The organism is Sphingobacterium paramultivorum (assembly GCF_014109745.1).
Taxonomy (GTDB): Bacteria; Bacteroidota; Bacteroidia; order Sphingobacteriales; family Sphingobacteriaceae; genus Sphingobacterium; species Sphingobacterium paramultivorum.
Genome location: NZ_CP058555.1, coordinates 4,266,550 through 4,290,664, shown reverse-complemented (window position 1 = coordinate 4,290,664; position 24,115 = coordinate 4,266,550). Strand labels below are relative to the sequence as shown.

Genomic DNA, 24,115 nt, shown 5'->3' with positions numbered 1-24,115 from the left:
GCTATTTTAGCTTTTATTAATGGCGACTCTGATCCTAAAAATACGCAAAAAGATTAGACCGTATTTTTAAAATGTTAAAATATACATCTCATTTTATAATAGTTCATTTAAATGGAAAGGAATGGTGGTCAATTATTGCTGTTTTTTTACACAATCGATTGATATACATTTCCTTTCTTTTTCTGTAAATCTAAGCCTTATCTTCATCAAATAATCCAGTTTCACAAACCGATACCATCTTTATTCAATAGTAAAGTGCAACAGAAAGATAGCTGATAAATTGAGTTTCAGCAGAGCTAAAGGAGTTTGGTTTCGTGAAGTATTCGAGTATAGCAGCATCTCGAATTCATGGCAAGCATTAATAACCACAGGTAGTATAGCTAGCCTAGGTTTGATATATAAATTGATAAAAAAAATAAAGTATGAAAAGAAAACACTTTATCCAGTATCTCTTTATGGGAGCTTTATCCTGTCTTTCGATAAGCAGTATAGCGCAGACAGTAGGGAAGACTTATGCCGTACCACTTGCTGGGAATGCTTTCATTACCGCAGGACAAGCTGGTGAAGCGGAAATTTCCGGTCGTAATGGCCTTGTAAAATGGTCAAGCGATCAGGAAGTGGTATCGGTTTATTTTAGGGCTCAAAAGGCGGGGAAATTGACTTTGAAACTGAAGGCAAAAAACGATGCTGGAAAATCCAAAATAGCAGTAGACGCTTTAGGAAAAAAGGCGATCGTGAATGTGGAAAGTACTGAGCTGTCGGAAACAGCGCCTCTGTCCATTGATGTAAAATCGCCCGGTTACGTTCAGGTTAATTTAAAAGGCTTAAGTAAATCGGGAAGCAATTTTGCCAATGTAACCGAATTGCTTGTGAGCGGCGAAGCGGCTTCGGGAGGTCTTCTATTTTCCAATGATCCTGAGTATTACTATTGGTCCAGAAGAGGCCCTTCTTGTCATCTAAATTATACTGTTCCTACGGAGGGTAACGTTAGTTACTATTATAACGAAGTAACCGTCCCTCAAGGTGAAGATAAAGTTGGTTCCTATTTTATGGCGAATGGTTTTGGCGAAGGCTACTTTGGTATACAGGTTAATTCAGAAACCGAGCGACGTATCTTATTTTCCGTATGGAGTCCATTCCACACAGATGATCCGAAAAGTATTCCAGATGAGCAAAAAATCCATCTACTAAAAAAAGGAAAGGATGTGCATTCGGGTGAGTTTGGAAATGAAGGGTCAGGCGGACAGAGTTACCGTAAGTACTTTTGGAAAGCAGGTGTAACCTATAAGTTTCTCTTGAAAGGCGTGCCCGATGGAAAAGGGAATACTGATTATACGGCTTGGTTTTTTGTACCCGAAGAGAATGCATGGAATGTGATCGCAAGCTTCAAACGTCCACAGACAAATACCTACCTCAAACGATTCCATAGTTTCTTGGAGAACTTTAGTCCTAATCAAGGCTACCTGGGTAGAAAGGTTGGGTTTGGCAATCAATGGGTCTATGATGGACAATGGAAAGCTGTACAGGAGGCTTCTTTCAGTGTCGATAATACCTATCGTGCAAATCAACGCATTGATGCAATCGGCGGCGTTACCAAAAACGGATACTTCCTTAGAAATGGTGGTTTCTTTAATGACGTTGTTAAGCCAGGAAGTAAGTTTGAATTCCGGAATAAAAACAGTGCACCGCAAATTGATTTTGACAAACTGCCTTAATCAAAAAAGAATAAAGACAATATCTTATTGTCGCTCAAAGTTTATCCTAAACATAAAAGAGTCGCATTGAAATGCGACTCTTTTATGTTTAGTACAGCCCTCAATTTATTTTTCAGACAGTTTGATATCACGTTCTACCGAAACATTATCTCCGGTAACAGCATTACCATCCTTATCTACTAGGGTCAATTTTACTTTATTGTTGCCCATTGGCAGGCCTTTTATCTCATATGGGCCCCATTTGTCTAATGTAAATGTCTGGCCATTAATATCTGCAATTACTTTGTTGCCGTCTGGAGCAAGTTTGGTATTGACTACGTAAAAATCTAACAGTAAATTTTTTGTTTCATCTCCTTTATACTCACCTTTAGGTCGCGAATAGAAAAGTGATGGTTCCTTTGGTGTTGCATCTGTCGTCAATTTACCTGTTGCATCAATCTTAAATTTTACCAATTTAGAAGCTTCAGTGGTTTTTATGGATTCATGATAGGATCTTGATAAAAATGAGAGCAGGTAATGTTCCGAATTTAACGGTACTGTTACGGAGTTCTCGGGCTTGTAAAGAGCCGTGTAAGGTTTATTGTCTAAAATAAAATGAATATGTTGTCCATCATGCGAATTTGCCATATGGGCAGCATGGGCATCATCGGTCATCTCAGTCAATTTGAAATTCTTAATCGCATATTTTACAGTTACTTTTGCGGAGTCTGTTCCTACCTTTTCTGCAGTGATCGAGGCGATCTGCAGATCAGCTCCAGGAAATTCTTTCGAGTCTGCAATAGGACTAACGGTGATAGAGTCCATTTTTTGTGCAGTATTTGTGTCGATACTGCTGCTTGAGTCAGCTCCACCTGTACTTTTCGTAGAAGAGTTGTTACACCCAATAGCGCCTACCATGAGTGCTACTGCAGCAGTAATACCTGTAATTCTGTAATACTTCATAATTTTTTTGTTTAATTTTTTAATCATTCAGCATCTTAAGTAACAGTCTATGTTCCTATTTTGTTTGTAATAAGGTTAAAAATAGGCCGTTTGGGCTACTCATTGAAGAGTAATACACAGTGAATTAAATATTTTTAAAAAAATAGTCATATTAGATGTAATAAATCGATATGCTGAAATGTCTTGATTATATAAAAGGCACGGGTGATATTGAGATGGAGCATAAGCCGATTAAAAATTAAAATAGAGTAAGTCTCAATATTGACGATAACATGAATCAAGAGCAATTTAAAAATACCGTTTTCATCCATAAGGATAAGCTATTTCGCTTTGCGAAACGGATCTTGGTTGATGATGACGAGGCTTTCGATGCGGTACAAAATGTGATGATGCGGTTGTGGCAATTAAAAGATCAGTTGCTTCAATACAAAAATATGGAAGCCTTCTGCATGCAGAGTGTGAAAAATGAAGCACTCAATCGTATAAAAAGAGATAAGGTCCGGGCAGATTTTGTTGAACAGCATCAGGTTGTTGCGATGACGGAACATACTGTTGGGAATACAAAAGAAATTATTCTGGAGATGATCAATTCTCTTCCCGAAAAACAACGGCTTGTTATGCACCTGCGCGATGTTGAGGATTATGACATCGATGAAATCGGTGAAGTATTGGAGATGGGGGAGTCAGCAGTGAGAGTTAATTTGATGCGTGCAAGACAGAAGGTAAAAGAACAATTGACAAGATTATTCGATTATGAAACCACGCGGATTTATTCAGGTAAAAAATAAACCCGATTGTTTCATCTTCTTTGAAAATAAGATATACAGTGATGAAAGATAAGAAATTAAAAGAATTGGAAGAGAAGTACTTTAATGGCCAGTCGTCATTAGAGGAAGAAAGAGCATTGAAAAACTCGGACAATGCTTTTTTTCAATCATTGAATCAGGAAAAGAACGAGACAATGGACTGGTCCTTTGAGGACTTCCAAAGTGAGATCAATGATGATAAGAAACGAATTGTGTGGTGGAATAATAGCTGGATAAAATATGCTGCAACAGCCATGTTGGTAATGGCTATTGGAATTGCGCTATTCCTAAATCAGGAACCAACAACTCGAGTACCGGTACTTGCTGAAAAGAAAATGAAGGAGCTAAAATCCGCGGACAAGAAGCTGATCGAAGATCAAAATAAAGAAACAGTAGTTCCTAACTCTAATGATAGCTTCCGTTCGGTGAAAAGCGGTAAGACGTTACAGATCGCAGAAACGGTCAAACATCCTAAAGTTAAAAAACAAGCTAAGGAATGGACTGAAAAGAAGGAAATAGTTGCTGAAAGTCTGCAGTCAGTCGAAAGTGAACTCTATCAGGCAGATTATGTTGTTTTGAATGGGAAACCTGTAGCGAACGAACAGGAAGCTGTTGAACTGACCCTAAAATCTTTAGGCTTACTGGCAAATAATTTGGAAAATGGTGTAGATAAAGCAATGAATATAAAACAAATGTCAATAACGATTAACTAAAATAAAATGAAAGGTTTTTTAATAGCTTGCCTTCTACTTGTAGCAAGTATGGCAAATGCACAAATTTCAAAGTTGGATAAACTTTTTGAACAATACCAAGGAAAGAAAGGCGTGACAACACTCAAAATCGGGGCGCCGATGTTCAAACTATTGGGTAATTTGAAAATAGACGATGAGGATATGCAGACAATTACACCACTACTTAAGAATGTTAAATCGTTGCGGATGCTGATTGTTGAGGATGGAGAAGATAAAGCCTTAACAGGTATTATTCGGGGAGCAGTGTCAAATTTAAAGTATGAAGAGCTTATGTCTCTCAACAGTGATGGGCAAGATATCCGCTTCATGGTGGAAAATATGTCCGCAAATGCTGATATCCTAAACAATCTGTTACTTACAATCAATGGAGATGGGCAAAACCTATTTATGATTCTTGACGGGGCTATACCGTTGAAAGATGTGACTAGCTTGGTCAATGAAGGGAATAATAAAGTGAATAAGAACAAAGGAGATAACAACAAAAAGTAGAAAATTATGAAAAGATTACTAACCTTGTTGTGCCTAGTGGGCGTTCTTTTCTCCATGCAATCTTGTATGATAAAAAAAGCGTCCAATATGGACTTCGTCAGCCGGTCTAATGTATCTGACGATGCTGAGATTGTTGCTATTAATTTACCGATGTGGTTAACAAAACCCTTTATGAAAAAAGCCTTAAAGGATGATAACGATGAAGATACTCGTGCAATGGCCGAAATTGTAAAGAAATTAAAGAAGTTCAGAATGCTGACGCTTTCGAATAATGATAAAACAAAGAATGCGCGTATTTTGGACGATTACCATAAGTTTTTAAAGAAAAATAAATTTGAGGAACTTCTGGTTATTAACACCGATGGCCAGGAAATTTCGCTAAATGCTCGTATTGATAAGAATAATGTCATTCAGCGGGTTTCTTTACTGGTCCATGATGATGAAGATGAAAGTGTATTTATGGATATCAAAGGTAAGTTTTCGTTGGATGAACTTATCGCCGGATTAAATAAGATGAAATCCAAAGATAAGAAGTTGGCAAACAAACTTTAATAAGTACGTTGATTCAAACCGAAACTTCCACTAACCCATAAAAAAAGCCCTTTAGTAATATACTAGAGGGCTCTTTTTATAGTAGTTTGATTTTTATGCGCTAAAGACAATGTCCAAAGCATCGAAAATATGTTTTTTTGCCTGGTCAAGATCCGCCGTTGTATGTGCATCAGAAACAAAACCTACTTCATAGCCTGAAGGACCAAAATAAACGCCGCGATTTAACAACTCGCGGTGCATAATTTTATAAGATTCCATCGATTTAGGATCGATTTCACTCGCTTTTTTAATTTCTTGCTGTTCAGTGAATGCAAACCAAAAAATAGAAGCAACATGGAAAAGTTGAACTTTATACCCCTTCTCAGCAATATAAGTACGCATATCATTGACGAAAGCTTCTGTTTTGGCATTTAAATTTGTGTAGAAATCCTTTTGAGCCAAGATACCCAATGCAGCAATGCCGGCAGCCATAGCAACTGGATTTCCGGATAAAGTTCCTGCTTGGTAAACTGCACCATCAGGAGATATACAGGCCATCAATTCTTTTGAGGCTCCATAAGCACCGACAGGCATTCCGCCGCCAATAATTTTACCGTAGGTAATAATATCAGGTTGTATATCATAGTAAGCTGAAGCACCTTCAAAACCAATACGGAATCCTGTGATCACTTCATCCATAATCAACATTGCACCATGTTCTTTGGTGATATTACGTAAGAAGTGAACATACTCCTTAGATTGCAACAATAAACCATTGTTTGCAGGTATACCCTCAATGATAACTGCCGCAATCTGATCTTTAAATTCTGCAAAAGCAGCTTCTAAAGCTTGCTTATCATTTAATTGGATAACAATGGTTTCGTCTGCAAATGCTTTAGGTACACCCGCCGAGGATGTCTCACCAAAGGTTACCAGGCCAGAACCCGCTTTCACCAAAAGAGAATCGGAGTGGCCATGATAACAGCCATCAAATTTGATGATCTTATCACGTTTCGTATAGCCTCTAGCCAAACGGATAGCAGACATTACAGCCTCGGTTCCAGAACTGACAAAGCGAATTTTTTCAATAAATCTATTGTTTTCGATAATCAACTCAGCCAGTTGGTTCTCCAACGCAGTAGGAGCGCCAAAACTTAAGCCTTTCCCGAGTTGTGCCGCTACAGCTTCACGAACTTGATCATTATTGTGCCCTAAAATTAGGGGACCCCATGAACAACAAAAATCGATGAATTCATTCCCGTCCGCATCCCAAAGATGTGCCTTATCGCCACGCTCAATAAATAATGGGGTACCATATACGGATTTGAAGGCCCTAACAGGTGAGTTTACACCTCCAGGGAAATATTGTTTTGCTTTTTCAAATAGCTCAGCAGATTTTGCTCTTGAAATATCAGGTGCTTGCATAGTCTAAATAGTTGAATGCGAAATAAAACCTTTCTCCAATACTTCTTTGGAGTGGTAGGATAAGATTGCTGTAGCGCCAGCACGTCTGAAGCTCAATAACGTTTCTAGAATGACACGTTCGTCCAACCAGCCGTTTTGAATAGCCGCCTTTAACATCGCATATTCTCCGCTGACATTATACACCGCAATTGGCAGATCGAAGTTGTCTGCAAGAAGTTTAACGATATCTAAGTAGGGAAGTCCTGGTTTTACCATCAGAAAATCTGCTCCTTCTTGTGCATCGAGCTGTGCTTCGATAAGCGCCTCTTTTGCATTGGCAGGATTCATCTGGTAGGTCTTTTTATCACCATGCTTGGGCGCCGAGCCTAAGGCATCTCTAAAAGGACCATAATAGGCCGAAGCATATTTTGCTGTATAGGACATCAAAGAAACGTTTGTAAAACCATTATGGTCCAATAGCTCACGGATGTAACCGATGCGGCCATCCATCATATCTGAGGGAGCAATGATATCTGCACCTGATTGCGCATGTGCCAAAGCCATCTTGCCCAATACGTCTAATGTCTCATCGTTTAGGATCTCACCGTTTTCGACAATTCCATCGTGCCCATCACTGCTGTAAGGGTCCATAGCAACATCCGTTACGATACAAGCTTCCGGAAAATTTTTCTTTACGGCTGCAATCGCACGTAAGTATAAACTTCCATCACGGTAGCTTTCTGTAGCATACTTGTCTTTTAAGGACTCTTCAATGTTAGGGAAAAGATCAAATGAGCGTAAGCCCAACTTTAGGCAACTTTCCACTTCTTTCAATAGATTGTCTATTGAATAGCGATAGATGCCAGGCATCGATTTAACCTCAGTTTTTTGATTTTGCCCATCGACGATAAAAAGTGGGAAAATCAAATTTGACGCGTCTAAACGTGTCTCTTGAATCATGTCGCGAATCACGGCAGATTTACGATTTCTTCTCGGACGTTGTAACATTATATTAAGATTATTTATGATCTATGTTGTTTATTTCAACGTCAATGGAATCATTTACCGACGTTGAAATACAAACTACTTTATACGATTCTAATACTCCAATCCAAAAACGGCTTCGGAAAGACCGATCTCATCTGGAGAATAAGGAAGTGTATAAGGGACATTCATCTCATCAAACTTTGCACCGGTAGAGCGGCCAATACAAATTACTTTCTGGCCCGGTTCCAATAAATTATCCGCAAAATAAGCTTCCACATTGCTTGGACTGGTAAAGACCAATACCTCCGCATTGGATGGATCTACATTTTCTTCTAAGACAGTTTCGTATACCGGTATATTGATGATTTTCGTCTCCGGGCTTAATGCTTTTTGGATCGTTTCCAAAGATTCTTTCGCACGTGGAATAAGGACGGTACCACCATTGGCCAATTCAGCAAATTTCTTCGCAATTTCATCCATATTGATACCCTCACTGTCGCCAGAGAAATCAGCAACGCGGTCATATTTACGCAAAATCTCTTCCGAGCCGCGGCCAATGACACCTATCTTGGTCTTTTTGCTCAAACGAGGCTCTAAATTGAAAAAGTGCTCAATACCATTTTTGCTTGAAAATATAATCCAATCAACGTGTTTTAGGATAAAAGGATCCAATTTATTGATAATAGGGAATATTTTGATCAAAGAGCGGCCCTCAATAGTAATATTGTGTTTGGCCATTGCTCTTGCGAAATAGGAATTTTCGTCTACCTCTCGGGAGATAAATACAGATTGTGGCAGCTTTCTATCCTTTGCATACTTATTGAAAATGCGCTCCGCTAAACGTGTCGCATCGGTATCTCTAAGGTAAACACGGTCAGGGAAATCTTCACTTGTTTCAGCAATAGAGGCCCAAGCTTCATATTCATCACCGCTTTTGCGGCAATAACAGCCAAGTGGCGCATGACATCCTGCGTCAAATTTATTTAATACCAAACGTTCTACGGAGATTGTTTGTGCTACTTCTTCATTGTTCAAGGGCTGTAAAGCGTCAAAAAGTTCCTTGTCAACTTCACGGATCTGAATAGCAAGTACCCCTTGCGCTGGTGCCGGGATAATTTCAACGGGAGGAATCTCCTCGACATGAAAATCTGTAATATCCATTTCAATACGGCTAATACCTGCCTTTGCAAGTACTATGGCATCATATTGCTCATCACGTAGTTTCTGGATTCTTGTCTGCAAATTACCACGGAGATCGTCAAATTCTAGATCAGGACGTAATGCCGAGATCTGCGCTTTTCTACGGTTGGATGACGTTCCAACAGTCGCATTGTGCTTTAATGAAAGACGTTTTTTGATATCTACGCAATCTTTGTGGATAATCAATAATTCAGCTGGATCTTCGCGCTCAGAAACCGCTGCAATGATCAATCCCGGAGGGTTGACCGTAGGTAAATCTTTGTGTGAGTGTACAGCTAAATCAATGGTCCCGCTTAAAAGCTCCTCTTCAAGCTCTTTGGTGAAAAATCCTTTGCCTTCTAATTTATCCAAACGAAGGTGTTGAATGATATCACCCTGTGTTTTAATGACTTTTAATTCTGCTTCAATTCCGATTTCTGCCAATCGATCTTTTACAAAATTTGCCTGCCACATGGCAAGAACGCTTCCCCGGGTACCAATAATTAGTTTTCTATTCACGTTAATTTTACTTTACCTATTAAAACAATCACAAAGATGTTCCACCGGTAGCTACGTATTCAACTAGCACAGAATGTGTTTTAATTCAATTGAGCCCCGGAAAATGAACAATTTCGGAAAAATGTGTTTAATACCATTTATCAGAGCAAAAATAAATAAATGAAAGGAATATGTTGACACGTTACTGTCATTATATGTCAGGAAATAATTGATAAACCGAAATTTATGGGAAACAGTCAAAGGGTAGCTTCATGGGATGTGAGCAGAGCACATTCAGCGAGCAGAATAACCTTAGTACAAAACCTAGGGTAATAATTAAAAGTAAAAGGAAATCACTGCTCCAAGAGCAAGTTTAATGTTAGTTTTTTTCCGTTTCTGGAGTTTTAACCAAAATTTCTTTCGCCATAACCATTGGAACCTTAATGTATTTCTTTTCCATATAGTTGATGACTTTTTCCAAAACTTCTCTCGCTTCGGGAGTTAGGGCTTGAACCTCTTGGGCAAAAACCTCATTTAGAGCGAATGATTTAATTTCTTTAATCTTTTCAGGAACCTCACGCATAGCAACTTCTACACGTCGCTGTTTGATTAAAGGTAAAAATTCTTGGATATTGTCCTGGATAATCTTTTCGGCACTCTCCAATTCATTATAACGCTCTTGGATGTTTTTCTCCGCAATAGCTTGTAAGCTGCTTACTTCGATATAATGAATCAGATTATTTTGGAGAACTTCAGCATCAACATCATTCGGAACGGCTAAGTCAATGATAATTTTCTTATCAGTCTCTCCGTTTAATAACGATTGATAAAGTGTGTTGTCAATAATGGAGGTAGGCGCACCTGTACAAGTAATCAGAATATCAAAACCTTCTTTGTACTGATCAATATCAGCCAAGGGGTAAGCTTCAGCATTTAATTCTTCAGCTAGGGCCTTTGCATTCTCCAGTGTGCGGTTGAAAATAACGAACTTCGCTTTTTGGTTCTTTTGGAAATATTTCGCTAAATTCTGATTGGTTTCTCCAGAACCGATGATGATGATTCTAGGGTTTTCAACCAGTTTTAGTTCGCGCAATTTGCGGTAGGCAAGAGAGACAACGGAAATTGGGTTTCTGGAAATTTTAGTATAGGTGTATACTTCTTTAGCTGTTTTTACGAGACGATCCATCATCAGACGTAGAAAATCTCCAGTAAAACCGGCTTCTCTACAACGATCATATGCGCGACGTACCTGTGCCAAAATTTCTTTTTCACCAACAACAAGACTTTCAAGTGAACATGACATCCGAAGCAGGTGATTTAAAGCATCCATACCCTCGTATTTGTTGACCTGTCCTAAATAACATTGTAGTCTTTCCTGAGGTACACAGAAGTTCAATTTTCCCATAAAATCAGCAATGAATTCATGGGTCAATTCGTGAGCACCATAAAATACAAACTCTACTCGGTTACAAGTACCAATATAAAAGATCTCCGGAATGTCTAGGCTATGCTTTAGATTGATGAGACGACTTTCTAAATCCTCATTGCAGATCACTAGATTACCTAGATCTTTTAGTTCGACATGTTTATGAGTAAACGCTAATACTTTAAGATTTTTCAAAGCTCTAATCCCTCGCTTATATTTAACGGTACAAATGTAGCTTAAAAGCTTTGTGCTTGTGTCAAAAATCTGTCAAAGGGATTAATTTAGAAAGATTTTAAATAGCTGTTTTTTTTATTTAAGTTATTGTATTATAGTTTATTATGTTGTGGTTCGGTGCTAAGTGATTTTCGTCACGATCTGTCGTGACGAAAATTTTAAGCTATAAAATACGATAAACTACTCTTTAGTACCCGTATTTGTTCTTGCAGAGTCGATGGTGACATCTTCCAATTCTTCCACATAAGGCTCCTCTTCAGAAGTAGTAGCTTCTTGAATTTCACTATCGCTATATTGGTAATAGCTGTCGAAGGTCTTGCTGCTTTTATTGTAAATCAATGCGTACTTGGAGTTTTTATTCTTGACAATAATTCCATCGGCAGGAGCGGGCACTAACTTCATCTCATCCATAAAAATTTTCTGTCCCTTTTTGAAGCTGTTGATGAGTGGCAGTTCGCTTGAATATTCCTTCCAGAATAAAATATCGCCTTTTGCCGATATAATCCAGATGGCACTGCTCTGGTAGTCGTTCTTTTCTACTAGGAAAGCCATTTCTTTATTCCAACTGTCAGAATCGTTGCGATCGGTAAAGTTTCCATAGCAGAAAACAGATTTAGCCCGATCTTTTATCCGAGTAAACTTGTATATAGGTTTATCATCTACAGGTTCTAGGTAGTTATTACCCATAAATATCTTTGTAATCCCCCTTCTATAGCGTAATGGGATGTTGTCATATTCCGGAAGAGTGAAGATTGCATTATTCCAGTGTTGATAGTTTTCTAATGAACTCCAGCCATCAGCATCTTCCAAGTCTTTGGGATCGGCATTGTCAAATCCGACGGCAGCCGTAGCGGCGCTATCTACCTGCAAGCCGTCGAAAGCTTGTCGCTGGCTATAATTGTAATATCCGCCACCCGCTAGGATAACCAATAGGACGACGCCAATAATGATATATACCCTTTTCTTTTTATTTGGTTGTGCAGGTTGTTCCGCAGCGATTTCTTCAACTTCTCTTTTCATGTTTATTATTCGGCTTAATGCTAAAAATTATACTCATCTCTTTTAAACAAGTAAAAAAAGGCTATAAATGATTGATGGTCTTTTGATTATCCTTGTTTTTTATTTGTTCTAAGCGTTAATTGCGCTTAAAAATAGAATAATTTTTCAAAAAGTGAAATACAAGTTATATATGTGTCAATATTCAACTTATATTCGTAGCAGTTTTAAAGGAATTTGAATCATGATTATTATCAAAAAATACTTTGCCATCGTTGGACTAGTCATTTCTTTTTTGTCCAGCATGACGCCGTTCTTAAAAGTGCCTATTAAAGGAAATTGGAATTTATATCAGGTAGATGCCTATTTATTCTTTATTACATTACTTATTCTGGGGGTGACGGCCCTTTTATTTTTTGTTCGTGCAGTTCGAGCTTATCAATGGATGACTCGATTAGCCGCCTGTTGGTACCTGTTGAGTATAACAGCGGTCTGGTTCAAGATCAATAACTATTTCGGTTGGGGATTTGCCGATAAATTGCTTTCTAAATCCTTACACATGCGCTGGGGCTGGATTGTCTATTTGATTGGAATCTTACTGTTATTGTTGAGTACCAAGAAGGTTTCTGCAACAGCTGAATAAAATAAAGCCGTTTGCCAAACAAAAAATAAGCTAGATGAAATTCATCTAGCTTATTTTTTGTTTGGACGATGCGGTACGAAATGACTTTTCAGCTTGTCCAGTCCTAAATCCTCTTCAATCTTATCCAGTTCGTAGGACCATATTTTTTCATCCAAAATTTCGTTAAGGACTTTTGGATTAGTAAGATCTACAGGACGTACACGTTGTTCCCTGTTGATTGGTGAGGTCAGTTCCTGCAAACTGCCGCTATGCCGTATGATCTGAAAACGGAAGGCAGGCCATTTCCCAACATTTGCAAAGTTGCCTGTATAAAACTGCATAGAGTCGTGCGGCGGTATCTTATTGCTGAAAATACCTTTCACTTTATTCGCTGTCGCTTCAGATACGGATACCAGGAGCTCAAAGCTGGTTTCATTGATGATATGTAATTTGGCAAGTCCATCTTTGTGATCTCCCGAGATTGCCAAAAGTATTCCTTTTTCGATAAATCGATGTGGTGTCAGTGGTGTCGCATGCTGGTCAAGTTCATCATCTGCGCGACGCATATTACCGAAGACAAGGGTGATTTTATCCATTGGCACCGGAATCTCAAAACCAGTGTCGTCTGTAACGCCTACAATATCGTTGGGCTGCATGGATGTGATATGCCCTTCAATGGGTTCATCGACAAACCGTACTAAGTCGCCTATTCTAAATTTCATGTTTACTTTACTTTTGTGTCAATAATATATAGTAGCTTTTCAAGATCCGAGTGATCATTGTACAAATGAAATCCGACACGGATGCCCGAACCTCGGGGAAAGCATTTTATACCCTCATCCAGGAGAGTTTGATAATAGTCGGGGTTGATCTGAATATTGAAAATATTGCTCTGCGGACGTCTATTGATGATGCTGTCCAATAACAGTTTTCTGTCGGCAAGTTCAGCGCGGACATCTTCGATCAATTTTTGGGTATAGGCCACTGTTTCGGCAAATCCCCATTCCTCCAATTGAAGAAGAGACTGCTGTAGAGTTCCGTGGGACAGGGTGTCCAAATGCCCTGGTTCAAAACAGAGTTGTACCACAGATTTATTCATCCATTGATTGTTGAGGAAGCTGTAATTTTTTTGGATATCCGCATAAAGCGTCGCTTTGAGCCTTTCGCTTAGGAGAACAAAACCATTACCAAAGCCTGCCATAAGCCATTTGTATCCACTTGATAATACGGCGTCAAAGCCCGAAAGTGCGAAATCAAAAAGATCCGTCCCTAAATATTGGGTGCCGTCGCCTACAATCAACAACTCGGGATGCTGATGCTTTAATTCCTGTATGAAGGATAGATCTATTTTTAACCCCGAAATATATTGAACAATAGAAAGGATAAGGACATCTGGTTTGAATGTTGCTATTGTGTCCAATAAGTTCGTTTCCAGTTGTTCGTCCATCGTGACAAATTGGTGTTCAAAACCACTTAATATCGTCGGAAAATTAACGGAAGGATAATCATTATTCAGTAATAAAACCTTAGTTTGTTTTGGTAAACCTGCCAATAGCGCATTGAAGGCAAAGGAAAAACAACTTGATAAGAAGACATTTTGGGAAGGGCAATTGAAAAATTTACCGAGTGTATCCCGACAGGCGTCTAAAGTTGCGCCTTGCTGTTCGCGTAAGGTGGTATTCGAGTCAAAGAAATCTTGGTCTCTTTTTGCACGCCAGGCCTTTGTTTCACGTGAAAGTAAGCCGGATCCTGGTGTGGTGAGGTAAGTTACCGCTGAAGCGATGTCAAAATGTTTACGATAGGGACTACTCATGTCTTTGGTCTTTTGTTAGTATTGCTAAATAATCTGTCAAGGAGAGGTATTCTCCGCCCATGCTTTCCAAATGATCCGTGTGAAATTGGCAATCAATTAACCGAAGTTCAATTTCTTGGGCGAGATAAATCAGGGCCGCTTTCGAAGCGTTGGCGACTTTTGAAAACATGCTTTCGCCACAAAAGACGCCATTGATTAACACACCATAAAGCCCCCCAACCAGTATACTATCTTGCCAAACTTCCACCGAATGTGCATAACCTAGCTCAGCAAGTTTACTGTATGCTTCAATCATGTCCTGTGTTATCCAGGTTCCAGTCTGATCTTTTCTATTCATAGTCGCGCAAAGCTGAATGACTTCTTTAAAGCTGCGGTCTATCGATAAGGAAAATGTTTTTTTCCGGAGAACATTCGTCATGCTCTTGCTGATCTTTATCTTGGACGGATCGATCACAAATCGGGGGTTTGGGGCATACCAAAGTATTGGGCTATCATCGCTGAACCACGGGAAAATTCCGTTACTATAGGCCAGTAGCAAACGATCTACCGAAAGATCTCCACCTACGGCGAGTAAACCATCTTCTTCTGCATAGCTTGGGTGTGGAAACTCCAGCCTTTTAGTATCCAGTTCAAATACCATGGTTATTTAACATGCTGCGATAGATGGCATTATTCTGGTTGACGCGGTTCTTTGCCTATTTCTTCAAATAGTTTATCCATGTGTTCAACATATTCGTTGGTATCATCGAGGAAGAACTCCAATTGAGGAACAATCTTTACCTGGTTCTTAATTTTTGCACCCAATTTGTAGCGTATTTCAGATGTTTTGGAACGAATGGCCTTAATATCCTCCTGTGCCGTTTTTGTGTTTAAAAAGCTCACGTAAACGCGGGCAATTGCTAAATCCGGCGTAACACGAACCCGTGTAACCGTAATAAATGCTCCAGGAGCCCATGAATTACCTTCGCGTTGAAATAATGCTGCTAAATCCTGTTGAATCACCCCAGCAAAACGTTGCTGTCTCTTGCTTTCTGTTCCCATCGTATACGTTTTATGTTGAATATTCTCAATTATGTCAAACAAAAATAGCCAAAATTTCAATTAAAAGAGAAATTTGGTTCGACCTCTTGCCGCTTACTTGACAAAAAATATACAATAAACCATCGATTGGTAGCGAACGGATTACAGCTTTGAAAACACTAAAATAAGCAGCACAAGAAAAAAGGCACATCTTGGTTTGACGTGCCTTTAAATTTCGATTCACAATTGGTTAGGTAATTTCTTTCAAGTTTTAAGACTTTGGGGTCTATCATATTTGGTTTGAAATTTCGGTGTATTTAAAGCGGTAAGTATTTACTAACCTTACCATCTTCTATTTTTTCATCTCCCTTACACTACAAACATAGGAATACTTAAAAAACTGACAAAATAACTTTTAAAAATAAAGTGAGTGGTTACTTATAATGTGTGTTTATCGCGATTTAACAAACTTTTAACATTTAATTTTTTTTGTAACGGCACTTTTTTTTCACCCGATTTTTTGTTTTTCATCAAATTGTCCGAGCAAAATGTATGCAATCTTTGCATTGATATAACCATTTGCAATTGGTATTTTTGTAAAAATTGTATGTGATAGAATTATCAGGAGCTTCAATCAACCCTAAACCGACCAAAGGCTTTTGATAATAACAGGATCAAAAAGAAATTATACGAATGAAAATCTGGCAAAAAAATATAGATGTCGATTCTTTTGTAGAATCGTTTACGGTGGGCAATGACCGCGTAATGGACCTGCAACTTGCTGCTGCGGATGTTTTGGGTTCATTGGCCCATACACGCATGTTGAATAGCATAAATCTGATGACCGATGAGGATCTAGTGCTTGTACAAAAAGAACTGAAAAATATCTATAAAGAAATTTTAGCCGGTGACTTTCGTATTGAGGACTCGGTAGAAGATGTGCATTCACAGGTTGAAATGCTGCTTACACAGCGTATTGGAGAGGCAGGTAAGAAAATTCACTCCGGCAGATCCCGTAATGACCAGGTTTTGGTCGATCTAAAATTATACTTCCGCTCAGAGATTCAGCATATCATCCAGAATACGGAAGCTCTTTTTAATGAATTGATCCAACTCAGCGAGCGATATAAGCATATTTTGATTCCTGGATACACGCACTTGCAGATTGCTATGCCTTCATCGTTTGGATTATGGTTTGGTGCTTACGCAGAAAGCCTTGTTGATGATCTGGAGATGATGCGTGCAGCCTGGAAGGTTTGTAATAAGAATCCTTTAGGATCTGCTGCAGGCTATGGATCATCTTTTCCATTAAATAGAACGATGACGACGCAATTGCTGGGATTTGAAGACCTAAATTACAATGTGGTTTATGCACAGATGGGGAGAGGTAAGACCGAACGTATCTTGGCACAGGGCATGAGTTCCATCGCGGCGACATTGGCTAAATTTGCAATGGACGTATGTCTGTATATTAATCAAAATTTTGGCTTTATCTCCTTTCCAGCACATTTAACTACGGGATCGAGCATCATGCCGCATAAAAAGAATCCAGATGTCTTTGAGTTGATCCGTTCACGCTGTAACAAGATACAGGCATTGCCAAATGAAATTGCGTTGATGACTACCAACCTGCCATCTGGTTACCATAGAGATCTTCAATTGTTAAAGGAAAATTTATTCCCGGCTTTTAAATCGCTCAATGAATGTCTTGAAATAGCAACTTTCATGTTGGAAAACATTTCCGTTAAAGAAAATATCCTGGACGATCCAAAATACGATTACTTGTTCTCTGTTGAAGTCGTGAACAATGAGGTCCTGAAAGGGGTTCCTTTCCGGGAGGCCTACAGGACTATCGGCATTGATATTGATGAAGGGCGTTTCAAGCCATCAAAAGAGGTAAACCATACCCACGAAGGAAGCATTGGAAATCTATGCAATGATCAGATTCAACGTATGTTCGGAGAGGTCAAAGCCACTTTTGGTTTTGAAAAAGTCGAATCAGCATTGGATGATCTTTTAAAATAAAAAATGTGCTGTGACCCTACAAAGGAAACAGCACATCAACAAAAAACGGCCGGTAAGCATGTGCTTATCGGCCGTTTTCTTTTCTTATTTTTTTATAGAGAACTTAAAATGTGTCTCGGAGTCGAACGATTCGCCCGCTTTTAACAGGGTTGAAGGAAATTCTGCTTGATTGGGTGTATCCGGAAAATGCTGTGTTTCCAGACAGAATCCGGCATAAGGTAGATATTTATAACCTCTTTTGCCAAAATCATTTCCCGTCATCCAGTTTGCTGTATAGAGCTGTACACCCGGCTCCGTTGTAAATACATCCAGCTGAATGCCTGTGTTTTTTGAATAGACTGTTGCACAAGGCTGCGAAATAGGCAGGTTGTTGACATAACAATGGTCATAGCCTTTGGCAGCGATCAATTGTTCGTTATTTGCCGTAATATCTTGGACAATAGGTTTGGGTATGCGGAAGTCGAAGGCGGTGCCTTCCACAGGTACTATTGCATTTGGTATCTGGTTGTCGTCTACAAATAAGACCTCATCTGAGTTGATCTGAAGGATCTGCTGCAATACGTCGCCACTGCCTTCCCCATCCAGATTGAAGTACGTATGATTGGTCAAGTTGACGTGCGTATCGGCATCCGATTGCGCATGATATTTGATAATGATCTCGTTATTTCTGGTCAGGGTATAAGAAACCATAACTTTTAAGTTTCCTGGAAAGCCCTCTTCACCATCTGGGGAAACATAATAAAATTCGACGTGCGATTGGTAAGTTACCCTTCTGTCCCAAACCTTATCATGAAAGCCCGAAATGCCACCATGAAGACAATTATTTCCGTTATTTTGCGGAAGCGTATAGTGTTTTCCGTTGAGCTCAAATTTGCCATCAGCAATGCGATTGGCAAAACGCCCCGCTGTGCATCCATGGTATTTCTCATCAGAATCGAGATAGGCCTGAATTGAATCGAAGCCCAGTGCTACATCCACTAAATTTCCCTTGTTATCAGGTACCAAAATACTGACAATACGAGCACCGTAATCCGTTAAGAGGACTTGCATGCCTCCTTCGTTTTTTAATAAGAGCAAATGCGTGTTTTTGCCTTCGATTGTACCTTCAAAATATTTTGGAATAAGTGTTTGATATTTCGTCATGATGGATCCCTATTGGTATTTAGGTTAAAGATACAGAATATAACCAGTATAAAAATGACTTTGATAACAGCTGTTTGTAAAATTTGTCATTTTGAAATACAATCATAGATACTGTTGCAAAAATGACTCCTTGATAGGTGAATAACAGGAGTAAAATATAGCGATATGCGGACAGTCATTCGGGTAATTCCTAAATCTGTATCCTATGATTATAATTGTATTTGAAGGCAAATTTATCTAAGTTTGCGCTATGTCTGAAAAAATGAATTGGAAAGATTTGCTCTCTGCAAAGCGCTGGGGTTACGAAGATCGGAGCGTAGATAGTTACCTTGTGGCCCGGTCGGAATTTCAACGGGATTATGATCGTTTGATCTTTTCATCCCCATTTCGGAGATTACAGAATAAGACGCAGGTTTTTCCACTTCCTGGCGCTGTATTCGTGCATAATAGATTGACACATAGTTTAGAAGTTGCCAGTGTGGGACGTTCTTTGGGGCGTATGTTTTATGCGCAGCTGAAAGAGGAAAACCCAAACCTGGATAATGATTACCCTTTTCTGCAAGAAGTCGGAAATATTATCTCGGCGGCATGTCTTTCACATGACCTGGGCAACCCTGCCTTTGGTCACTCGGGTGAATCCGCCATATCCACGTATTTCACGGATGGAGATGGACGTAAATACCAAGAGCAGGTCACGGCCGAAGAATGGGCAGATCTGACCCACTTTGAAGGAAATGCAAATGCCCTACGGATTCTGACGCATGCCTTCCAGGGCAAGGATCCCAAAGGTTTTGCATTGACCTATACTTCCCTGGCTTCCATTGTAAAATACCCCTGTCTGGCAATTGATGGCCACCTTAAGAAGAACCATCACCGCAAGAAATATGGTTTTTTTACCGAAGAACAAAAGGCGTTTGAGAAGGTTGCCAATGAATTGGGACTATTAAAAGATCCCTCTAATCCAAAGGGCTATCTGAGACATCCCTTGGTTTATCTCGTGGAGGCTGCAGATGATATCTGTTACAATATTATTGACTTGGAAGATGCTCATCATCTTAAAATATTGTCCTATCAAGAAGTGGAAGAATTACTATTGCCGCTATGTGGTAAAGAGAATCTTCGTGACAGGCTCGATGGATTGCTGGATACCCCGAGCCGCGTAGCATTGTTGCGTGCCAAAGCGATCAATACCTTGATTAAGGGGTGTGTTGATGTCTTTGTCCGGGAACAGGACAAGTTTTTATCGGGAACTTTCGGATCAGCTTTGATGGACGCCCTTGATGAGGAGATTGTCACGCAGATGAACAAAATTTCTAAAATTTCCATCGCAAAAATCTACAACGCTCCAACAGTTGTTCAGATTGAAATTGCCGGTTACCGGGTGATGGATGCATTATTAAAAGAGTTTGTTCCGGCGTATCTTAAGAAGAACAAAAATAATTACGATAAGAAACTAGTCGCTTTAATTCCAGCACAATTTTATACGGAAAAACAAGATTCGTATTCGAAAATTCGCTGTGTTTTAGACTTTGTTTCCGGAATGACCGATGTTTATGCCATTGAACTTTATCGTAAGATCCAGGGAATAACGATACCATCAATAGAATAGGGACGTTTAAGGTAAAGGGGTAAAACATCAATATTAAATTGAGACTAGCTGTAATACCAGGAGGTATTATCCTAAAGTCTCGGATCTAAAATCTAACATCTCATATCTAAAATGAAGGTTGTAATTGCTGAAAAGCCCTCCGTGGCGCGTGATCTAGCTCGAGTGATGGGGGCGAAGGAAGTCAAAGACGGTTATATCGCCGGCAATGGCTACGCTTTTACGTATGCTTTTGGTCATTTGGTTCAACTCTGTACGCCACAGGCTTATGGATACAATTCGTGGACAATCTCGAACTTGCCGATCATTCCACCAACATTTAAGCTGGAGTCGAAGAAGGTGAAGCGTGATGGCAAGCAGATGGACGATACCGGAGCAGTTAAGCAACTCAACACCATAAAATCCCTTTTGGAACAGGCCGAAGAAATCATTGTGGCTACCGATGCTGGACGTGAGGGTGAATTGATCTTTCGTAATATATATTATTTTTTGGGTTCTAAAGTGCCTTTTAAACGCCTTTGGATATCGAGCCAAACAGATAAGGCCATTAAAGAAGGATTTGCCAATTTGAAAGCAGGTACGGAATATGATAGTCTATACATGTCTGCCCGCTCACGTTCGGAATCGGACTGGCTCATCGGTATCAATGCGACGCAGGCCATCACCTTGGCGGCGGGGAATAAAGGATTACTTTCTTTGGGTCGCGTACAGACACCAACTTTGGCCATGATCTGTTCGCGCTATCTGGAAAACAAAGACTTTAAACCCCAGGCATTTTATAAAATTCAGGCTGGGTTTGAAAAAGACAATATCAGTTTTAAGGCAACCTCCAATAAGATCGATAAAAAAGATGTTGCCGAGCAAACCATTGCGCGATTGACCGTTGGTTCCAATGCCCGTGTGGCAAAGGTGGAAGCCAAAGAAACAAAAGAGCAGCCGCCCTTGCTGTTTGATTTGACATCGCTGCAACAGGATGCAAATAAAAAATATGGTTATTCGGCAGATCAGACACTGAATATCGCACAAACACTTTACGAAAAGAAGGTCATCACTTATCCGCGTACGGGTTCCCGTTACATCGGTGAGGATGTTTTTGAAGAAATTGGCGCACTTTTTCAACATTTAGCAGATACCGCAGATGAATCCATCGCGTCGATTGCAAAAAACCTGATCGGTGCAAAATTGAACAAACGTTCTGTCGATGACAAAAAGGTAACAGATCACCACGCTTTGTTGGTGACGGATGAAAAACCGGGGCCCATGCTCAAAGAGCAACAGAACGTTTACAATATGATTGCCAAGCGTATGGTGGAAAGTTTCTCGGAAGTTTGTATAAAAGATATTACCACCGTGACAATTGATGCGCAGGGAGTTGAACTTATCGCCAAAGGTACTGTGATCAAGCAGTACGGCTGGCGCCTTTCCGCGGAGCAGATCGAAGCGCCTGATGAAGATAAAAACAATGACGATCAGGATAATGAAAATGCGCAATTACCGAAGCTGTTAGCCGAGGAATTATTGCAGGTTCTGACCCTCGAACTTGCCGAACGTTTTACCAAAGCAAGACCCATACATACCGAAGCTTCGTTATTGAAGGCCATGGAAACCTCGGGAAAGGAAATTGAAGACGATGAGATGCGACAGGCCATGAAGGACTGTGGACTTGGTACACCTGCTACGCGTGCTGCAACCATCGAAACACTTTTTCAACGTGATTATATTAAGCGCGACAAGAAAAAACTGATTCCAACGGAAAAGGGGCTTGCGGTATACAATCTTGTAAAAGATCGTTCCATTGCCAAAGTAACTTTGACCGGTAAATGGGAGCAGAAGCTGGAGGAAATGCGGGCCAATAAAGTGTCTTATGATGTTTTTATGAAACATATTAAGGACTATACGGCCAAAATCACAAAAGAATTGTTGACACTGCGGATTTCTCTCGCACAAGAGGAAGTTAAACCTCAACAAAAAGGAAAGATAAAATGTCCGAAATGTGAGAAGGGATTGATTTTGCTCTACGATAAAGTAGCCCAGTGCGACCATTATGCCCGTGGATGTGATTTTAAGATCTGGCGGACATTAAATGGTATCTTTCTGGACGAAAAAGAGATGAAGAACCTATTGGAGAAAGGAAAAACCTCCGAGTTTAAAGGCGTAAAAAATAACGAGGGCGCCATTGTCACTGCGCCGCTTGTATTTGAAAATTTCAAGGTTAACGTGGGATAAATGGTTTACCCCACGTATTTATCTTTTCGGTTTTTATCCCCGCTGCAGAATATCCTGCAAAGCAGTTGAAATCGTTGGAAACTGGAAGGTAAATCCACTGTTCTCCAACCTTTCAGGTAATACCCAACGGCTTTTTAAAAGCAGCTCTGTCTCCGTCCCGATTAAAACCGCACCTATTTCCAGTAGCCATTTTGGAGATGGTAGGCCAATTTTACGGTTCATTACCTGTCGAAAAGTTGCCATAAAAGTCTTATTCATAATCGGGTTGGGTGCCGCACAATTAACGACACCATCCAAATCCTCATGACCTTTTAAGAACAAAATAAGCTGAAATAGATCTTCAATATGAATCCAGCTAAAATATTGCTGACCATTTCCCTGTATACCCCCTAGTCCGGCACGTACAAGATTTTTAAAAGGAAGGATAACCCCTCCATCCGCGCCCAAAACTATCGCCATCCGAAGTGCCACCTGTCTTGTCTTTTCCGATTTGAAGTCGAAGAAAGTCTTTTCCCATAATGTTGCAACATCAACGGAAAAACCTGTTCCGATCTCCCCCGAACTTTCTGTCATTGGATGATCTTCGGCATGACGATAGATGGTAGCGGTACTCGCGTTTAGCCATAGCTTTGGTGGATTGGTACAGCCTGCTATGAGCTCCCCGAGAAGCGTAGTCGTTGCTGTTCGTGAAGAAAATATTTCGGCCTTATTTTTTTCGTTATACCGACAGTTGACAGATTTTCCGGCTAGATTGATTAGCATCGCTGCATTTTCCAGTGAATCGGAAATAGCGGATCGATCGGTCCAAAGGATATTGCCCGGCCGACGGCCAATGATGATCACCTGATAGCCTAATGTACGAAATCTCTCGGAAAGATATTGTCCAACAAAACCTGTTCCTCCAGCGATGACTATTTTATTCATGACAAGTGTATCTGCAGTCTGTTTTAATTATGCATTGAAGGTTGTATCCATGTTTCTTCGTTGTTTTGCAATCCGTTTGCCTCTAAAGAAGAGAAACATATTAAGAAAGAGCATTACACCAAGATATATGCTAAATCCACCGATTTTATAACTCAGACGCTCAATGAGTTCCTGAATGCTCGGCTTGTACAGGCTGATTTCAAGTATATAGAGTGCAAATCCTAAATTCATGAGGTAGAATCCGATGCGAAATAAATTATTCGTCGCATGGGCTACCTCCGGCCTACCGGCAAAGATATCATTCATGTAAACAATGCTATTTTTAAAAAGCACGTAGGCAACATAATAGGTTAATCCTATTGCAATGGGTAAGTAGATAAAGTACCCGATAACTGTTAAATTTCCCATGATATTAATGTTTAATGGTTAATGAATTCTTTCTTTTTGCGAAAAAGTAAATACTGAGCATATTGAAGTAATGTAACCCAACAAGGACAAAAAGTAATCGTCCTGTTTTAAAGGCAATGCTGCTGATCATTTCATCAAATGATTCAATTTGTCGCCAATAACTAAATTGCAGGATTGCATATCCGATGTTGAGTAGGTAATATCCCAGCAGCAATAAATTATTTGTCGTATCGGCCAAGTTGACCTCCTGGCGGAAAAGCGATAGGATGAAAATCCGACCATTTTTATGGAATAACCGACCGACCCAAAGAATAATATAACAGGTGAGCAGGCCGTAGATTGCGTACGCTAGGATATTGAAGTTCATGA

At 39.8% G+C, this 24,115-nt stretch carries 23 protein-coding genes; 9 read left to right on the top strand and 14 right to left on the bottom strand.

The window, feature by feature from the left end:
* Positions 1-422: 422 nt before the first annotated feature.
* A complete protein-coding gene (locus HS960_RS17950; protein WP_182330292.1) occupies positions 423-1,715 on the top strand; it encodes a DUF3472 domain-containing protein in 1,293 nt (430 codons plus the stop codon).
* A 105-nt stretch (positions 1,716-1,820) separates the two neighbouring features.
* Here the strand turns inward: HS960_RS17950 and HS960_RS17945 are convergent, their stop codons facing one another.
* Complete coding sequence (locus HS960_RS17945; protein WP_182330289.1) at positions 1,821-2,657, bottom strand: hypothetical protein; 837 nt, start codon at positions 2,655-2,657, stop codon at positions 1,821-1,823.
* Between the two features lie 272 nt (positions 2,658-2,929).
* Here HS960_RS17945 and HS960_RS17940 point away from each other — a divergent pair, with 272 nt between their 5' ends.
* Genes HS960_RS17940 through HS960_RS17925 form a run of 4 tightly spaced genes read left to right on the top strand, consistent with a single transcriptional unit; the run spans position 2,930 to position 5,256 of the window.
* A complete protein-coding gene (locus tag HS960_RS17940; RefSeq protein ID WP_182330287.1) occupies positions 2,930-3,445 on the top strand; it encodes an RNA polymerase sigma factor in 516 nt (171 codons plus the stop codon).
* Positions 3,446-3,486: 41 nt separating this feature from the next.
* Positions 3,487-4,176, top strand: a complete 690-nt coding sequence (locus HS960_RS17935; protein ID WP_182330286.1) for a hypothetical protein — start codon at positions 3,487-3,489, stop codon at positions 4,174-4,176.
* 6 nt (positions 4,177-4,182) lie between these two features.
* Positions 4,183-4,704, top strand: a complete 522-nt coding sequence (locus HS960_RS17930) for a DUF4252 domain-containing protein (RefSeq protein ID WP_120333165.1) — start codon at positions 4,183-4,185, stop codon at positions 4,702-4,704.
* A gap of 6 nt (positions 4,705-4,710) precedes the next feature.
* Complete coding sequence (locus HS960_RS17925; RefSeq protein WP_182330284.1) at positions 4,711-5,256, top strand: DUF4252 domain-containing protein; 546 nt, start codon at positions 4,711-4,713, stop codon at positions 5,254-5,256.
* A gap of 93 nt (positions 5,257-5,349) precedes the next feature.
* Here the strand turns inward: HS960_RS17925 and hemL are convergent, their stop codons facing one another.
* The 5 genes from hemL to HS960_RS17900 form a co-directional block, all read right to left on the bottom strand.
* Positions 5,350-6,660, bottom strand: a complete 1,311-nt coding sequence (gene hemL / locus HS960_RS17920; protein WP_182330282.1) for a glutamate-1-semialdehyde 2,1-aminomutase — start codon at positions 6,658-6,660, stop codon at positions 5,350-5,352.
* A 3-nt stretch (positions 6,661-6,663) separates the two neighbouring features.
* Complete coding sequence (gene hemB, locus HS960_RS17915; RefSeq protein WP_120333168.1) at positions 6,664-7,647, bottom strand: porphobilinogen synthase; 984 nt, start codon at positions 7,645-7,647, stop codon at positions 6,664-6,666.
* Between the two features lie 90 nt (positions 7,648-7,737).
* Entirely contained in the window at positions 7,738-9,324 is a 1,587-nt protein-coding gene (gene hemC / locus HS960_RS17910; RefSeq protein ID WP_159731359.1) for a hydroxymethylbilane synthase, read from the bottom strand.
* A 358-nt stretch (positions 9,325-9,682) separates the two neighbouring features.
* Positions 9,683-10,924: a glutamyl-tRNA reductase gene (gene hemA, locus HS960_RS17905; protein WP_153848145.1), complete on the bottom strand. Its 1,242-nt coding sequence runs from the start codon at positions 10,922-10,924 to the stop codon at positions 9,683-9,685.
* Positions 10,925-11,143: 219 nt separating this feature from the next.
* A complete protein-coding gene (locus HS960_RS17900) occupies positions 11,144-11,983 on the bottom strand; it encodes a flagellar basal body-associated FliL family protein (RefSeq protein ID WP_182330281.1) in 840 nt (279 codons plus the stop codon).
* 220 nt (positions 11,984-12,203) lie between these two features.
* Here HS960_RS17900 and HS960_RS17895 point away from each other — a divergent pair, with 220 nt between their 5' ends.
* Entirely contained in the window at positions 12,204-12,602 is a 399-nt protein-coding gene (locus HS960_RS17895; protein ID WP_153848143.1) for a hypothetical protein, read from the top strand.
* Positions 12,603-12,652: 50 nt separating this feature from the next.
* Here HS960_RS17895 and HS960_RS17890 read toward each other — a convergent pair whose 3' ends face one another.
* From HS960_RS17890 to rbfA, 4 genes are read right to left on the bottom strand one after another with little or no spacing between them, the layout of a single operon-like run.
* Positions 12,653-13,303: a hypothetical protein gene (locus HS960_RS17890; RefSeq protein WP_153848142.1), complete on the bottom strand. Its 651-nt coding sequence runs from the start codon at positions 13,301-13,303 to the stop codon at positions 12,653-12,655.
* Between the two features lie 2 nt (positions 13,304-13,305).
* Complete coding sequence (locus HS960_RS17885) at positions 13,306-14,394, bottom strand: aminotransferase class V-fold PLP-dependent enzyme (RefSeq protein WP_182330279.1); 1,089 nt, start codon at positions 14,392-14,394, stop codon at positions 13,306-13,308.
* Positions 14,387-15,034, bottom strand: coding sequence for a leucyl/phenylalanyl-tRNA--protein transferase (gene aat, locus HS960_RS17880; RefSeq protein ID WP_153848140.1), 648 nt, complete (start codon positions 15,032-15,034; stop codon positions 14,387-14,389). Before aat ends, HS960_RS17885 begins: the two co-directional genes overlap by 8 nt.
* Before the next feature lie 29 nt (positions 15,035-15,063).
* Positions 15,064-15,435, bottom strand: coding sequence for a 30S ribosome-binding factor RbfA (gene rbfA / locus HS960_RS17875; protein WP_088160129.1), 372 nt, complete (start codon positions 15,433-15,435; stop codon positions 15,064-15,066).
* 672 nt (positions 15,436-16,107) lie between these two features.
* Here rbfA and argH point away from each other — a divergent pair.
* Positions 16,108-17,439 carry an argininosuccinate lyase gene (gene argH, locus HS960_RS17870; RefSeq protein ID WP_075990928.1) on the top strand — a complete coding sequence of 444 codons (1,332 nt, stop codon included), beginning with the start codon at positions 16,108-16,110 and terminating at the stop codon, positions 17,437-17,439.
* An 84-nt stretch (positions 17,440-17,523) separates the two neighbouring features.
* On the opposite strand, the gene HS960_RS17865 is transcribed toward argH, so the two are convergent.
* Complete coding sequence (locus HS960_RS17865) at positions 17,524-18,582, bottom strand: aldose epimerase family protein (RefSeq protein WP_153848138.1); 1,059 nt, start codon at positions 18,580-18,582, stop codon at positions 17,524-17,526.
* Between the two features lie 250 nt (positions 18,583-18,832).
* On the opposite strand from HS960_RS17865, the gene HS960_RS17860 reads away from it, so the two are divergent.
* Entirely contained in the window at positions 18,833-20,191 is a 1,359-nt protein-coding gene (locus HS960_RS17860; RefSeq protein ID WP_153848137.1) for a deoxyguanosinetriphosphate triphosphohydrolase, read from the top strand.
* 111 nt (positions 20,192-20,302) lie between these two features.
* Positions 20,303-22,414 carry a type IA DNA topoisomerase gene (locus HS960_RS17855; protein WP_153848136.1) on the top strand — a complete coding sequence of 704 codons (2,112 nt, stop codon included), beginning with the start codon at positions 20,303-20,305 and terminating at the stop codon, positions 22,412-22,414.
* Between the two features lie 33 nt (positions 22,415-22,447).
* On the opposite strand, the gene HS960_RS17850 is transcribed toward HS960_RS17855, so the two are convergent.
* The 3 genes from HS960_RS17850 to HS960_RS17840 are packed head-to-tail and all read right to left on the bottom strand — an operon-like array spanning position 22,448 to position 24,113.
* Complete coding sequence (locus HS960_RS17850) at positions 22,448-23,338, bottom strand: TIGR01777 family oxidoreductase (RefSeq protein WP_153848135.1); 891 nt, start codon at positions 23,336-23,338, stop codon at positions 22,448-22,450.
* Between the two features lie 27 nt (positions 23,339-23,365).
* Positions 23,366-23,746, bottom strand: coding sequence for a hypothetical protein (locus tag HS960_RS17845; RefSeq protein ID WP_075990933.1), 381 nt, complete (start codon positions 23,744-23,746; stop codon positions 23,366-23,368).
* Positions 23,747-23,750: 4 nt separating this feature from the next.
* Positions 23,751-24,113 (bottom strand): hypothetical protein, encoded by a 363-nt coding sequence (locus HS960_RS17840; RefSeq protein ID WP_153848134.1) that lies wholly within the window; start codon positions 24,111-24,113, stop codon positions 23,751-23,753.
* Positions 24,114-24,115 lie beyond the last annotated feature (2 nt).